The sequence below is a fragment of the Rhodoblastus sphagnicola genome (assembly GCF_002937075.1).
GTDB lineage: Bacteria > Pseudomonadota > Alphaproteobacteria > Rhizobiales > Beijerinckiaceae > Rhodoblastus > Rhodoblastus sphagnicola.
The window spans coordinates 18833-32996 of record NZ_NHSJ01000078.1 but is presented as its reverse complement, the minus strand read 5'-3'; the positions used below and the strand labels follow the sequence as shown (position 1 = coordinate 32996).

General features: G+C 64.9%; 13 protein-coding genes. 7 read left to right on the top strand and 6 right to left on the bottom strand.

Annotation, left to right across the window (positions count from 1 at the left end; all coding sequences use genetic code 11):
- Positions 1–278, top strand: a 278-nt coding sequence (locus CCR94_RS12625) for a DNA translocase FtsK (protein ID WP_275112813.1), incomplete at its 5' end; no start/stop codon positions are given.
- Positions 279–463: 185 nt separating this feature from the next.
- Here CCR94_RS12625 and cybH read toward each other — a convergent pair.
- Positions 464–1207: a Ni/Fe-hydrogenase, b-type cytochrome subunit gene (cybH, locus tag CCR94_RS12620; protein WP_244594052.1), complete on the bottom strand. Its 744-nt coding sequence runs from the start codon at positions 1205–1207 to the stop codon at positions 464–466.
- A 295-nt stretch (positions 1208–1502) separates the two neighbouring features.
- On the opposite strand from cybH, the gene CCR94_RS12615 reads away from it, so the two are divergent.
- The gene (locus CCR94_RS12615; protein WP_158254741.1) at positions 1503–2957 is read left to right on the top strand and encodes a methyl-accepting chemotaxis protein; all 1455 of its coding nucleotides are present in this window, start codon (positions 1503–1505) and stop codon (positions 2955–2957) included.
- Between the two features lie 175 nt (positions 2958–3132).
- Here CCR94_RS12615 and CCR94_RS12610 read toward each other — a convergent pair whose 3' ends face one another.
- Positions 3133–3666: an SH3 domain-containing protein gene (locus CCR94_RS12610; protein WP_104508206.1), complete on the bottom strand. Its 534-nt coding sequence runs from the start codon at positions 3664–3666 to the stop codon at positions 3133–3135.
- A gap of 167 nt (positions 3667–3833) precedes the next feature.
- Here CCR94_RS12610 and CCR94_RS12605 point away from each other — a divergent pair, with 167 nt between their 5' ends.
- The 3 genes from CCR94_RS12605 to CCR94_RS12595 all read left to right on the top strand — a co-directional run bounded on the left by CCR94_RS12605 (position 3834) and on the right by CCR94_RS12595 (position 5712).
- On the top strand, positions 3834–4829 hold the full coding sequence (locus CCR94_RS12605; protein WP_104508205.1) for a 2-hydroxyacid dehydrogenase: 996 nt from the start codon (positions 3834–3836) through the stop codon (positions 4827–4829).
- A gap of 134 nt (positions 4830–4963) precedes the next feature.
- Positions 4964–5383, top strand: coding sequence for an Hsp20 family protein (locus tag CCR94_RS12600; RefSeq protein ID WP_104508204.1), 420 nt, complete (start codon positions 4964–4966; stop codon positions 5381–5383).
- A gap of 62 nt (positions 5384–5445) precedes the next feature.
- Positions 5446–5712 carry a BQ00720 family protein gene (locus tag CCR94_RS12595; protein WP_104508210.1) on the top strand — a complete coding sequence of 89 codons (267 nt, stop codon included), beginning with the start codon at positions 5446–5448 and terminating at the stop codon, positions 5710–5712.
- Positions 5713–5877: 165 nt separating this feature from the next.
- Here CCR94_RS12595 and CCR94_RS12590 read toward each other — a convergent pair whose 3' ends face one another.
- The gene (locus tag CCR94_RS12590; protein WP_104508203.1) at positions 5878–7803 is read right to left on the bottom strand and encodes a potassium transporter Kup; all 1926 of its coding nucleotides are present in this window, start codon (positions 7801–7803) and stop codon (positions 5878–5880) included.
- Positions 7804–8126: 323 nt separating this feature from the next.
- Between CCR94_RS12590 and hrpB the strand changes: the two genes are divergently transcribed.
- Positions 8127–10640 (top strand): ATP-dependent helicase HrpB, encoded by a 2514-nt coding sequence (hrpB, locus tag CCR94_RS12585; protein ID WP_104508202.1) that lies wholly within the window; start codon positions 8127–8129, stop codon positions 10638–10640.
- A gap of 8 nt (positions 10641–10648) precedes the next feature.
- On the opposite strand, the gene CCR94_RS12580 is transcribed toward hrpB, so the two are convergent.
- The 3 genes from CCR94_RS12580 to CCR94_RS12570 are packed head-to-tail and all read right to left on the bottom strand — an operon-like array spanning position 10649 to position 13246.
- Positions 10649–12091 (bottom strand): TadE/TadG family type IV pilus assembly protein, encoded by a 1443-nt coding sequence (locus tag CCR94_RS12580; RefSeq protein ID WP_104508201.1) that lies wholly within the window; start codon positions 12089–12091, stop codon positions 10649–10651.
- Between the two features lie 19 nt (positions 12092–12110).
- Complete coding sequence (locus CCR94_RS12575; RefSeq protein WP_104508200.1) at positions 12111–12698, bottom strand: TadE/TadG family type IV pilus assembly protein; 588 nt, start codon at positions 12696–12698, stop codon at positions 12111–12113.
- Entirely contained in the window at positions 12698–13246 is a 549-nt protein-coding gene (locus CCR94_RS12570) for a TadE/TadG family type IV pilus assembly protein (RefSeq protein ID WP_104508199.1), read from the bottom strand. The genes CCR94_RS12575 and CCR94_RS12570 overlap by 1 nt, the downstream gene beginning before the upstream one ends.
- Positions 13247–13541: 295 nt before the next feature.
- Here CCR94_RS12570 and CCR94_RS12565 point away from each other — a divergent pair, with 295 nt between their 5' ends.
- The gene (locus CCR94_RS12565) at positions 13542–14084 is read left to right on the top strand and encodes a retropepsin-like aspartic protease family protein (RefSeq protein ID WP_104508198.1); all 543 of its coding nucleotides are present in this window, start codon (positions 13542–13544) and stop codon (positions 14082–14084) included.
- Positions 14085–14164 lie beyond the last annotated feature (80 nt).

Below are 14164 nucleotides of genomic sequence, written 5' to 3'. Positions count from 1 at the left end.
TCGAGGACGATGGCGAGGACGACGAGTCCGCGTCGCTGTCTACGGGCGACGACGAGGGGGCCGATCTCTACGACCGCGCGGTGGCGGTGGTGCTGCGCGACAAGAAATGCTCGACCTCCTATGTGCAGCGCCGGCTTTCGGTCGGCTACAACAAGGCGGCCTCGCTGGTCGAGCGCATGGAGAAGGAAGGCGTGGTCGGCCCCGCCAACCACGCCGGAAAACGCCAGATCCTCGTCGGAGGCGGGGTGGATCGCGGCGCGTTCGACGCCGCGGATTGAGACGGCCCCTGCCGCCGCCTCCCCGATGCGGGAGCCGGCGGCGCGTCGTTTCATGCGGTTTCCGCGAGATCGCTTCGCGATCCGCGAAAACAACTCGCGCGGAATTCCTTAGATCGGGAAGGCGGAATTCCGCGCGAACGGAATACGAAATCAAAAATGAAATCATTCGGATTTCGTATCAGCCCTCAATCCTTGAACATGCGCCAGCCGGAGATCATGGTCGAGATCATCGACTGGCGGCTCATGATTTCCTCGCGGATCGCGGCATAGATGTGCAGGATCGCGAACACGACCATCATCCACATGGCGAGATGATGCCAGACATGGGTCTGGAGCGAGCCGCCCGTGATGGAGAAGACGAAATCCGTGATGACGCGCAGCGGGTGGTCCATCCCCAGCGCCTCGACATAAAGCGCGACTCCGGTGGAGATCACCACCAGGCTCGGCAAAACGAAAGCGCCGAACATCATCATCTGCGCGACGGGATTATGGCCGATGAAGCGCGGCGCGCGCTTCTCCATGAAGCAGTACCAGCGCAGCATGCGGAAAAAGCCCTTGCGCCATTCTTGCCGCCAGAACGGCACGTAGAAAATCTCGCGCGAGGTGTGATTGCCGATCAGGGCGAACAGCGCGCGGGCGAGGAAGCCCCAGGCGAACACCTGCCCGGCGGCATAGTGGATCAGCCGGATATTGCCGAACAGGAAGTGGGCGCTCGCCTCGCCGCCCAACGAGGGCGTGGGAATGGCGATGAGATAGCCGGTGACGAACAGCGCGAGGATGGCGAAGAAATTCATCCAGTGCCACAGACGAACCGGAACCTCATAGACCAGCACCGCCGTCTGGATTTCCTGGCTCTCGCGGATTCCGGCGCTTTCGCTGAACATGAGCGCGCGCTGCGCGGCGAGATCGTCATCAGATATGTCTGTCACACCGCGCTCCTGGCGCCGCTCGCACGGGCGGCCCGCCATCCTCGCGCCCGGGCGTTTTGCGAAGCTTGCGCCGCGCCGCGCGCCGGTTTTCGGCCCGAGCATGATCCCAAAAAGCGGACACCGGTTTTTGGAAAAGATCATGCGAAAACAAAGAGTCTAGAGCGCGAAGCGTTTCCGTGGAAACGCTTCGCGCTCTAGACGTCGTCGCAACTCGATAAATTTTAAATTTCTCTAACAAGCCAACCACAAGCTTCCCGCGCAACAACCCATGTACCGTGTTTGTGAAAGGCCTCTGATGGATCTCGATATTCTTCGAAAACGCTTTGCGCCTTTCGTCATGCTGCTGATCTGGGTGGGGGTCGCGCCGGTTGCGGTCTTGTCCGCCATCGTCGGCCCCGGCATATTTACTTGGCCGGTCGGCATGGCGCTGGTCGGCGCCCTCACGGCGACGGTCTTGCTGATTCGAAATCCGCTGTCGCTGGCGGCGCGCATCGCCAGCGCCTTCGGTCTGGTCGCCATAGGCGCGGCGTTGACGGCCGCGCTGCAACACCAGCCGACCCAGGCCGACGCGTCGATGATCTTCATCGCCATTATCGCGCTGCTGTCGGGCTGGTGCGACCGCCGCGTGTCGGCGGCGGGCGCGGGGCTGATCGTCGTCTGGCACATTTTCGCCTACGCCACCGAGCCGTCCTGGGTGATGGCGGGCGAGCCGAGCCTCACGCGCCTGGCCGCGCGCATTGTCGTCGCCGCGCTGGCGGTGGAGGGCGTGGGCTGGATGCTCAACAATCTGCACAATGCCGCCGAGCGCGTGGATGAAGCCCTCACGGAGGCCTTTTCAGCCAAGCGGGAAACCGAAAAGCTGTCGGGCGAGCGCGAACAGATGGCGAATGCCAATGAAGAGGAGCGCAAGCAGCGCATGGCCGATGTGGCCGACGCCTTCAAGGCCCGCGTCGACGGCGTGATCGTCGCCGTCCTGAAGGGCGCGCACGCCATGTCCGGTTCGGCGCATTCGCTGGCGGATATCGCGCAGACCACGTCCCAGCTCGCGGCCAGCGCGGCTCACGCCTCGTCCTCGTCCGACACCGAGGTGCGCTCGGTGGCCACCGCCTCCGACCAGATCGCCGAAGCCCTGCATCGCATGTCCGGCCAGATCGCGGAAACCTCGGCGGCGGTGCGCGACGCCGCCGCGCGCGCCGACGCCTCGGCGCGGCAGGTGTCGCTGTTGAGCGAGGCGGCGGAGCGGATCGGCGCGGTGGTGTCGCTGATTCAGTCCATCGCCCAGAAGACCAACTTGCTCGCGCTCAACGCCACCATAGAATCGGCGCGCGCCGGCGAGGCCGGCAAGGGCTTTGCCGTGGTGGCCTCGGAAGTGAAGGCGCTGGCCGAACAGACCCAGCGCGCGACCGAGGAGGTCTCCGAGCATATCGCCAACATCCGCAACGCCACGGTCGAGACGGTGGACATCATTCACGCCATATCCGGCGCGATGAATGTGGTGGACGAACACGCCAACGCCATCGCGCAGGCGATGGAAGAGCAGAACCGGGCGACGGAGGAAATCTCGCGCGGCGCGCGCGGCGCGGCGGAAGCCACGGGCCAGGTGGCGCGCTCGGTCGGCGGCGTCGAGGATTCGGCGCAGGAAGCGCGCAAGGCGGCCGAGACCGTGCGCACGGAATCCGAGGAGCTCGACGAACAGGCGCAGAAATTGCGGGCCGAAGTGGACCGCTTCATGGCCGATATCGCGGCGTAAGACGGTTTCCGAGAGATCGCTTCACAATCCGCGAAAACAGACCGGCGAAATCTCGGAGCGCGGCCAGAGCGTTTTCAAGCGAAGCGGATGCCGGATCGCGTGAAGAAAATGCTTAAAAACAAAAATTTAGAGCGCAATCGGTGAACGTGTGCTCACCGGTTGCGCTTTTAAATCCTCACTCCACCTTTTCGCCGGGATAGACGCCCCAAAGGTCGTTCTGCTGCATGTAGCCGTCGAAACCTGACCCCTGCAACCGGCACCAGCCCTCGTCGCATTTCTTCACATTGGCGATGACGCCGGGCGCGAGTTTCGCGGTGAGGTTGGCGTCCTTGTCCGGGCGGGCGCGCAAGGGCAGCGGCGGGGCGTCCTTCTTCCAGGGCTGGACCAGCGCGGTGCGCTTGCCCGACAGCAGCGAATGCAGAACCCAGCCGTCGGCGCCCTCGGAATCGCGGATGCGACGCCATGTCGCAAATTCGGCGATGATCTCCACCGGCAGGCCGATCCGCTGGTAGATCCATTTGGTGGCGTGGTCCTTGGACGGCCCTTCCCGCAGATTGACCGCGCTCGACTTGAGGCTGACGTAGCGCGGCAGCGGCAGGCCCGTGACCGAGCCCTTCGCCTGCTGCGCGCGCGCCGGAACGTCAAAAGTCATCAGGGCGGGGAGCGCGCACAGAATAACGACGGCGAAGGCGCTGAAACGGGGCGGCATGGCGGGACGGTCTCTCGACTTGAGGCTCCCCTGCCTTGCCTTTGCCAAAGCATCTGCTAGGAAGCAAGGACGGGGCGCACGGGGTTTGATGCTGGTCAATCTGTTGTCGCTCCGCCAGAGTTAATGATCGGTTTAGCCAAATTCGCGGCGGCCGGCAGGGGAAGACCATGGGCAACAGGAAACCGCTCGTCATCGTGACCCGCAAATTGCCGGATGTGGTGGAAGAGCGGATGCGCGAATTGTTCGACGCGCGCTTCAACGAGACCGACCGCCCGATGACCCCGGCGGAACTGGCGGAGGCGATGGCGACCGCCGACGTGCTGGTTCCCACCATCACCGATCGCATCGACGCCCATCTGATCGCCAAGGCCGGCGACGGTCTCAAGCTGATCGCCAATTTCGGCAATGGCGTCGACCATATCGACGTGACCTCCGCCTTGCGGCGTGGCGTCACCGTCACCAACACGCCCGGCGTCCTCACCGAAGACACCGCCGACATGGCCATGGGCCTGATCATCGCCGTGTCGCGCCGCCTTGTCGAAGGCGCCGGCGCGCTCGCCGACGGCCACTGGGGCGGCTGGTCGCCGACCTGGATGCTCGGCCATCGCCTCACCGGCAAGAGACTCGGCATCATCGGGATGGGCCGCATCGGCCAGGCCTTGGCCCGCCGCGCCAAGGCGTTCGGGCTTTCCATCGCCTATCACAACCGCCGCCGCGTGTCGGAGGCGGTCGAGCGGGAGCTGGGCGCGACCTATTTTGATTCGCTCGACATATTGCTGTCGCGGGTCGACATCGTCTCGATCAACTGCCCGCACACGCCCGCGACCTTCCATCTCCTGTCGCCGCGCCGTCTGAAACATCTCCATCCCGACGCGGTGATCGTCAACACCTCGCGCGGCGACATCATCGACGAAAACGCGCTGGTGCGCATGCTTGAAGGCGGGGAACTGGCGGGCGCCGGGCTCGACGTGTTCTCGCACGAGCCCGCCGTCTCCGCGAAATTGATGACGCTGGCGCGGGAAGGCAAGGTGACCCTGCTGCCCCACATGGGATCCTGCACCATCGAGGGCCGCGTCGACATGGGTGAAAAGGTCATCATCAACATAAAGACCTTCGCCGATGGCCACCGTCCGCCGGACCGCGTGTTGCCCTCGATGCTGTAAAGGGAAGGCGCCTGACGCAAGCTGCGCCGGGGGCTTGAAACTTGTCCGGGCGAACGCCATATCGCCCATACGGCGATGAGCCGGGGGGCGCTTCGGGCCCCCGAGATCCACGAGGCGCCTGAAAGGGCTTCGCAATGTCGCGTCCGACCTTGATGAACTCCCCATTCTTGTTGGGCTTCGACGAGATCGAGAAGGCTCTGGAGCGCGTGACGCGATCCGCCTCGGATGGCTATCCGCCCTATAATATCGAACGCATCGCCAGCGATGAGGTCGCGCCGGATCGCTTGCGCATCACCCTCGCCGTCGCCGGCTTCAGCCGCGAGCAATTGTCCATCACGCTGGAAGAGGGGCAATTGGTGATCCGCGGTCGGCAGCAGGACGACCGGGAGCGGCAATATCTTCATCGCGGCATAGCCGCGCGGCAGTTCCAGCGCAGTTTCCTGCTGGCCGAGGGCATGCAGGTTCTGGGCGCCGATCTTGCCGACGGACTCCTGTCCGTCGATCTGGTTCGCCCCGAGCCAGAGCGAATCGTTAAGACAATTGAGATCACATAGTGGAGCTGAACTTCAGTCCGCCAGACGAGCGCGTCTCAAAGAGCGCTGAAAGGGTGAAGATCATGACTATACGTCAAGTCGAACACGGGGCCGAAGGGTTCACCACGGACCAACTCGCCCATCTGGGCGAGGGCGCCATCGCCTATGTGCGCCCGATCAAGTCGGAGGAAGCGCAGGCGCTGTTTCCGCAGATTCGCGGCCTTGAGCCGGGACAGCAGCTTTACGCCCTGCTGGGCGCCAGCGGCGCGCCAATCCTGCTCGCCGACAGCCGCGACGCCGCCCTGGCCAACGCCTGGGAAAACAAGCTGGCGACCGTCAGCGTGCATTGAATGCAAGGCGCTGTTGCGATGGCCATGGTTCGAGACGGCCCCTGTCGGGGCCTCCTCACCATGAGGGGTCTCTCTATATCAGCGACGATCCATTAGCCCTCATCCTGGGCCTGCGCGGCAGGCGTCTCGAAGGGCGAGGGCGGTCCATGGCTTTGCTGGCGCGCGTCAGATCGTGACCTGCGCGCCCAGTTCGACCACGCGATCCGAGGGGATCGAGAAGAAGTCCGTGGCGTTGGCCGATTGTTTCGACAAGGTGACGAACAGCTTGTCCTGCCATTGCGGCATGCCGGACGCGGGCGAGGTCTTCAGCGTCCGCTTGCCGAGGAAGAATGACGTCGTCATGATGTCGAACTTGTAGCCGGCCTTGCGCATCAGCGCCATGGCGGCCGGCACGCGCGGGCTTTCCATATAGCCGAAATGCAGTGTGACCCGCAGGAAATCCTCCGACAGCTTCTCGATGTCGAACCGACTGGCCTCGGCCACGCGCGGCATCGGCTCGGTGACGATGTTCATGATCACCACCCGCTCATGCACGACCTTGTTGTGCTTGAGATTGTGCATCAGCGCCGAGGGGGCGACCATCGGATCGCCGGTGAGGAAAACCGCCGTGCCGGCGACGCGATGCGGCTTGGATTTCTCCAGCATGCGGATGAGATCGGCGGTCGGGATGGAATCGCGCGCGGTCTTCTTGTGCAGCAGGTCGGTGCCGCGCACCCAGCTCCACATCACCACCATGGCCATGGCGCCCATGGTCAGCGGCACCCAGCCGCCTTCCAGAACCTTGATCAGATTGGCGGCCATGAAGGCCAGATCGACCGTCAGGAAGAAGCCGATGACGGGAATGGCGAGCCAGAGCGGCCATCCCCACAATTTGCGCACCACGAAAAAGGCCAGGCTGGTGGTGACCAGCATGGTGCCGGTCACGGCTATGCCGTAGGCGTTGGCGAGATTGTCGGACGAGCGGAACAGGAAGACCAGCATCAACACGCCGATCAGCAAGGTCCGGTTCACGCGCGGGACGTAGATCTGGCCTTCCGTGCTGGCGGAGGTGTGCTGGATTTCGAGACGCGGCAACAGGCCGAGCTGGATGGCCTGGCGCGACAGCGAAAAGGCGCCGGTGATCACCGCCTGGGAGGCGATGACCGTCGCCACCGTGGCGAGAATCACGAAGGGAATCAGCGCCCATTGCGGCGACATCAGGTAGAAGGGATCCTTGACCGCTTCCGGGTCCTTCAGCACCAGCGCGCCCTGGCCGAGATAATTGCAGATCAGCGACGGCAGCACGAAGAACAGCCAAGCGATCTGGATCGGCTTGCGGCCGAAATGGCCCATGTCCGCGTAAAGCGCCTCGGCGCCGGTCACCGCCAGAAAGACGAGGCCGAGCGTGATGAAGCCGGCGGCGCCGTGGCCGAACAGGAAACTCAAGCCCATCCGTGGGTCGAAGGCCGTGAGGATGCGAGGGGCGTCGGCGATATGGGTCAGGCCGAGCAGGCCGAGCAGGCCGAAGAACACCACCATGATCGGGCCGAAAAAGGACGCCACCCGCGCGGTGCCGCCGCTCTGCACGACAAACAGCGACACCAGGATCACGACGGAGATCGGCAGCACATAGGGCTGGAACGCCGGCGAGGCGGTGTTGAGGCCTTCGACCGCCGACAGCACGGAAATGGCCGGCGTGATCACGGCGTCGCCCGCGAACAGGGCCGCGCCGGCGACGCCGAGCAGGAAGATGGTTTTCGACCCGCGGCCGAGCGACTTGCGCGCCAGCGCCATCAGCGAAAGCGTGCCGCCTTCGCCCTTGTTGTCCGCCCACATCAGGAAGAACACGTATTTGAGCGTGACGGTGATGAACAAGGCCCAGATCAGCAGCGAGACAATGCCGATCACCTCGGATTCCACCACGCCGTCGGTCTTCATATGGTCGAGCGCGGTCTTCAGCGCGTAGAGCGGGCTGGTGCCGATGTCGCCATAGACCACGCCCATCGAGCCGAGCATCATCGTCCAGAAGCCATCGTGGCGTTCTGGAGCGGCGGGCGATTGCGCTGGGGTCTGAGGAGCGGGGGTGGAAGGCTGTACGGCGTCTTGCGACATGAACGCATCCTGGCTTGGCCTGAAAATGGCCGACCAAGCCGGTCTATAGACCTTTCCTCAAGGAGAGAGAAGGGGCCTCGCGGGGCAATCGGGTGAATGGCTGTAGCGGCGGCCTTGTGGGAGAAGGCGGCTCCGAAGGGGGCGGATGAGGGGTCCAAACGCAAGAACAAAGGCGTTTTTCTTCGGCTGGCGCCGACGCCCTTTGGCGGGAGAAGGGAACGCGACCGCGCGCGCCCCTTCTTCATTCGCCCGATTGCCCTGAGCGGCCTCGCGTTAATGCGCCAAAAGGTTGAGAATGGCGCGAATTGCTGGCATGAGGCGATATGGTCGTCGCCCCGTCTCCCTCACCGTCCCCCTTGCCGATCGATGAGGCCCTGCCGCGTCTGCGGGATCGTCTTGCGGCGCACAATCGCGCCGTGCTGGTCGCGCCGCCCGGCGCCGGCAAGACCACGCGCGTTCCGCTGGCGCTTTTGCAAGAAACGTGGCGAGAAGATGGCAAAATCATCGTTCTGGAGCCGCGCCGCCTCGCCGCCCGCGCCGCCGCCGAGCGCATGGCGGAGACCCTGGGCGAGCAGATCGGGGGAACGGTCGGCCTGCGCGTGCGCATGCAAACCCTGGCCGGACCGCGCACCCGCATAGAGGTCGTCACCGAAGGCGTGTTCGCGCGCATGATCCTCGACGATCCCGCGCTGGACGGCGTCGCCGCCGTCCTGTTCGACGAATTCCACGAACGCTCTCTTGACGCGGATTTCGGCCTCGCGCTCGCTCTCGACGCACAGGACGCGCTGCGGCCGGACCTGCGCCTGCTGGTGATGTCGGCGACGCTCGACGGCGCGCGGGTCGCGGCGCTGCTGGACGACGCGCCGGTGGTGGAATCGCTGGGCCGCGCCTTTCCGGTCGAAACGCTCTATCTCGGCCGCGATCCGCGCGAGCGGATCGAGGAGGCCGCCGCCCGCGCCGTCTTGCGCGCCTTGGGCGAGCAGGATGGCTCCGTCCTCGTCTTCCTGCCGGGGCAGGGCGAGATCATGCGCACGGAAACCCTGCTCAAGGATAGACTGCGCGACCCCGGCGTCGATCTCTGCCCGCTCTTTGGCGCCATGGAGCGCGGGGCGCAGGACCGGGCGATACGTCCGGCGGTTCCGGGGCGGCGCAAGGTGGTGTTGGCCACCTCCATCGCCGAAACCTCGATCACCATCGACGGCGTGCGCGTGGTGGTGGATTGCGGCCTCGTCCGCGCGCCGCGATTCGAGCCCGACCTCGGCCTGACCCGTCTCGAAACGTTTCGCGCTTCGCGGGCCGCCGCCGACCAGCGCCGGGGCCGCGCCGGCCGCACCCAGCCCGGAATTTGCTACCGGCTTTGGGAGGAGGCGGCGACCGGATCGTTGCCCGCCTACGCCCAGCCGGAAATCCTCGCCGCCGATCTCGCCGGCCTGCTGCTCGATCTCGCCGCCTGGGGCGCCCGCGACCCCAACGAACTGCGCTGGCTCGATCTGCCGCCGCCCGCCGCCAGCGCCGAGGCCCGCGCCCTGCTGCAAGACCTCGGCGCGCTGGACGCCGAGGGCGCGATCACGCCGCGCGGAAAAGCCATGCGGAAAATGCCGCTGCCGCCGCGCCTCGCCCGCATGGTTTTACGCGCGCAAACCTTTGGGCGTGGCGAGGAGGCTTGCGAACTGGCGGTGCTGCTTACCGAGCGCGGGCTGGGTGGCGACGCCGCCGACCTCGCTGAACGGCTGGACCGCTGGTCAAGGGAGGCCGGCCCTCGTGCGAAAGATGCGCGGCGGCTGGCGCAGGGCTGGAAACATGGGTTGCGCGACGCCGCGCGCGTTCTCGGCGAAACGGCGGCGCCGCGCGATCTCTCGCCGGGCGCGCTGATCGCCTTGGCCTTTCCCGACCGCGTGGCCCGCGCGCGCGGAAAACCCGGCGAATTCCTGATGGCCAACGGCCGCGCCGCCAGCCTCGAACCGCATCTGGCCCTGGCGCGTGAAAAATTCCTCGCCATCGCCGAAGTCACGGGCCGCGCCGGCGCCAGCCGCATCCTCGCCGCCGCCGCGCTCGACGAGGCCGAATTCGAGGCCCTGTTCGCGTCCGAAATCTCGACGAACGCGGAAACCCGTTTCGACGCCGCCAGCGGCGCCCTGCGCCGGCGCGAAACCCGGCGCTACCACGCCCTGACGCTGGCGGAAAAGACCCTGCCGCTCACCGGCTCTTCCGAGGAGGCGGCGCTTCTGGCGCGCGGCGCCGCCGAGCGCGGCGTCGACCGGCTGAACTGGAGCAAGGGGCAGGCGCAATTGCGCGCGCGCGTCGGTTTTTTGCGCGAGGCCTTCGGCTGCGCCGGCGCGGACGCGAATCCCTGGCCCGATTTGAGTGAGGCCGGGCTATCCGATGCGGAAACCTGGCTGGCGCCCTATATAGAGGGCTGCGGCAAGCTCGACGACATCGGCCCGGAAAAACTCGACGCCGCGCTTGCGGCGCTGTTGCCCTGGGAGCTGTCGCGGCGGCTCGACGCGGAGGCGCCGACCCATTTCCTCACGCCCGCCGGCTCGAGCGTCGCGCTGGATTATTCCAGCCCGGAGGGGCCGGTCCTCGCCGTGCGCGCGCAGGAGCTTTACGGCCTCGCCGACCATCCGAAAATCGCGGGCGGACGGGTGGCGCTCACCCTGCATCTGCTGTCGCCGGCGCATCGGCCGATCCAGATCACCCGCGACCTGCCCGGCTTTTGGCGCGGCTCCTGGGCGGCGGTAAAGGCCGAGATGAAGGGGCGCTATCCCCGCCACCTCTGGCCCGACGATCCCGCGCGCGCCGTCCCCACGACGCGCGCGAAACCGCGCGGAACGTGATCGCGCGTTCAGTTCGTCAGGCGCGGCGCCGTGGACACAGCTTTCTTGAACAGATTGTTCAGCTCCGTCTTGATGTCGCCGTCGGTCGTCACCTCTTTGTAAAGCGCCGGCGAGGAGGCGCAGGCCTGCAGATTGGCTGGCACTTGCGAGATATAGGGGCCGACGTAGGTGTCGTACCAGTACTGCCCATTGATAGGCTGATAGGTGGTGTAGAGCACCGCGATACGAATGCCGCGGTTCTTGATCGTCGTGCACATGGCCGTGTCGATCGGCGCCTGACAGCGGGTGAATGAGCCATAAGTGTTGGAGTAGGGCAAGGTCGTGTTTACGTTGCAGGATGTAGACGAATACAAGCTTGCGTCCACCACGCCGTCTGTAATGATCACCAGCACGCCCTGTGGCGTGTCGCCGCTCACATTGGTGCCATTGCCGGGGTTCGGCATGACCGTGTTGATCTGCTTCATCGCATAGCTGAAGTCGGTCATGGCGTCGTCATTGGCAAGCGGAGAATTGCCCAGGACGACGGAGTTATAGGTTGAGGCGCTGGTTGGATAGAGATAGGTCTGATTGCCCGCAAGATTGTTGTTGCTGGCCATCAGCGGCGGGATCAAGCCGCTCACATTTCCCTGGATGGTTGCAACATTTGCGCTGGTCGTGTCGATCAGACCTTGGAACTGGCTGAAATTGTAATTGAACCCGTAAACCGCCATGCGGTAATTGGCGCCATTGCTTGTCATCGTCGAATAGGCTGACGTTGCAACATTCTTGACGGCGGCGCGCACATTGTCGATGCGCAGGGCGATGCCGTTTTTCTCGGCATAGGTGTAGCTGTCGATCTTGCCGTAACCGACATAACCCTTGGATTCTGTGTCGGCCATATTGGTCTCGTGGCAGGCGAAGGCGCAGTGGGTTTGGTTGACCATGTCGGTCACGCCCTGCGTGGTCGCGGGCAGCTCCATCGACGGCGAAGTGTCCACCAGCATGTAAAAGTCGATATTGGGCGCGCTGCTTGTGGTCGCCGCCGACGTGACGGTGAAGCCGGATTGCGCCCGCGTGAAGGCGCCAAACACATTCGGCACCTGAGCCAGATACGCCACATTGATTGTTCGCTGGACGTAGTTCGCCATCGGCGTGTCAACCACGCTCACGGTCAACTTGGTTGGATCGTAGCTCAACCCGCTGATCCCTTGCGCCTGAGCCGTGAACATATTCGTGACGGCGGTCGTGGCGGTCGCGGCGGTCTGGGCCATCATAGCCGGCGTTGTGCCGGTCAGCACGGCGGCGTCGGCGATCGCGGTTATTTCGCCGCGCGCCTTGGCGGCGCGGGCGTAATCGACGGCGGCGGCCAGGGCGATGAACAGCGGAATCGCCGCCAGGGCGAAGAGAATGGCGACATTGCCATTCCGGTCGGCGAGCATGGCCTTGAGTTTGAAGGGTTTAAGTCGATTCATCTGTTTTCCCCAAATGGCTTCAGCAGCCGATGCAGGTCACGGTGGCCGAGGTGCGAGGCGGCATGTAAAACGTGTTGGAAATCGGAATGGTCCCGAACATGGTCTTCCCGTCCAGCGGGGTGTAGGCGTAGACCACCCTGGCGTAGATCAGGGACGTGTTGGCCTGGGCCATGCCGGCGGGCAGGGCGACGACGGCGCCATTGGTGAGCCCCGTCGTGTTGAGCGCCTGGTTCCAGGTGACGGTCGTCACGAGGTTGGCGTCTGTGGTGACTTCCGCCACCACCACGGTCATTCCGTTGCTATAGGGCGCGGCGATCTGCGTGGAGGCGGTCAGGATCGTCGACAGGTTGGCGCTCGTCAGCGACGATTTGCGCGCGACCAGATCGGCGATGGTGCGCGAGGCGATCGACACCTTGCGGTTGATGCTGAGGGCCTCGCCGAGCACGAATTCGCCGAACAGCATGGCGATGGCGATCGGCAGGATCAGGGCGAATTCGATCGCGGCCAAGCCGCCGCGCGCGCGCCAGAAAGCTCCGCCGCGCGCGCGCCAGAAAGCGCCGCCGCGCGCGCGCCAGAATGTCCTCAGGATTTGGGGAAAGCGCCTCATCAGTAGGACTCCGCCTGGAACACCGCGCTCGCCATCAACAGCCGCGCGCCATTGCCGAGATTCGACAGATTGAAATTCATCAGGCCGGGCAGGACCGGGAACTGGTACATCACCCTGAGCACCATGATGTTGCCGGACGCGCCCAGATTGAACTGCCAGGCGTTGGTGACATTGCCGCTCGCATCGTAGGTGAGCGTCGGCGCGGTCGTATCGGCGGCGGAAAAAGCGCCGGCCGTCTGCAGATCGATCATGAGTTTGGAGCAGTCGAACAAGGCCGGCAGCTTCGCGCAGACCGAACTGGCGAACTGGCTCCGCGTCAGGCCGGCCGATTGGGTTTGGCCGGTCAGCAGGCCGCGCGCGGTCTTTTCGACCGCCGTTTCAAGTTCGTGCTGCGCGAGAAATATCACGGCGACCTGGAAAATCGCGATCAGAACGACCAGAAATGGCATGGCGATCAGGGCGAACTCGACCGCCGTCGATCCGTCCCGCGCGACCATCAGGCGCCGGGCGGCGGCCGCCAGGCGCCAAGTCGCGGCCTTTGGGCGCATAATTCCGCGTGGCGTTGCAAACATTGTTTTCTCGTCAATTCGACGCGCACAATTGCGCATAAAGCGAACGTCGCAGCGTGAGCCTTAAAATCCGTGTAAATGACGCTGGGTTATTCTCCTTCGTCGGGGTTTTCGCGATCAATGTGAACACGGCGTAAGCGCCGACGGACTCATCCGATGACCTTTCGTTCACACATGCGCGTGCACACATGCGCTTGAACGTCGCGTCATTTACCCCTGCTTGACGTATCGGACGCATAATCGCCCGCGAAGGCAGGACGCGGGACGGACATTCATGCTTGGCGATGTGATGAAAATGGCTGTGGCGCTCGTGGTCATATCGCTGTTGGCCGTCAGCGCCCTCAAGGATCACTGGTTCGCGCGTTTCTTCCCGGTCGCGCCTCCGCCCCCCGTTTCCGCCGCCAATGTCGTGTCCGCCGAGAAACCCGCGCCGACCCGCTCCGGTTGGGGGCGGGTCGAACTCGCGCCGGACGCCGCGGCGCAATATCGCGCGCGCGTGGAAATCAATGGCGCGCGCATCGACGCGCTGGTGGACACCGGCGCAAGCCATGTTCTCCTCACCGCCGAGGACGCGCGGCTGCTCAACATCGATCCGCCCGCATCGGCCTATACGGTGCGTAGCCAGACCGCGAACGGCGAGGGCCGCGTCGCGCCGGCGCGGCTGCGGGAAATTCGCGTCGGCGGCGTTGTGGTTTACGACGTGGAGGCCGCCGTCGCCCAGCCCGGCAAGGCGTCGATCACCCTGCTCGGCATGAGTTTCCTGAAGAAGCTGACGAGCTTCCAGGTCGCCGATGGCTTGTTTGTGATGAAACAATGAGCCGGCGGAATCCTTACCGACGGCCCCAACGGAATTGTTAACTTCGTTAACCAGTCGGCCTGTTCTCTGGTTGCGGGTTT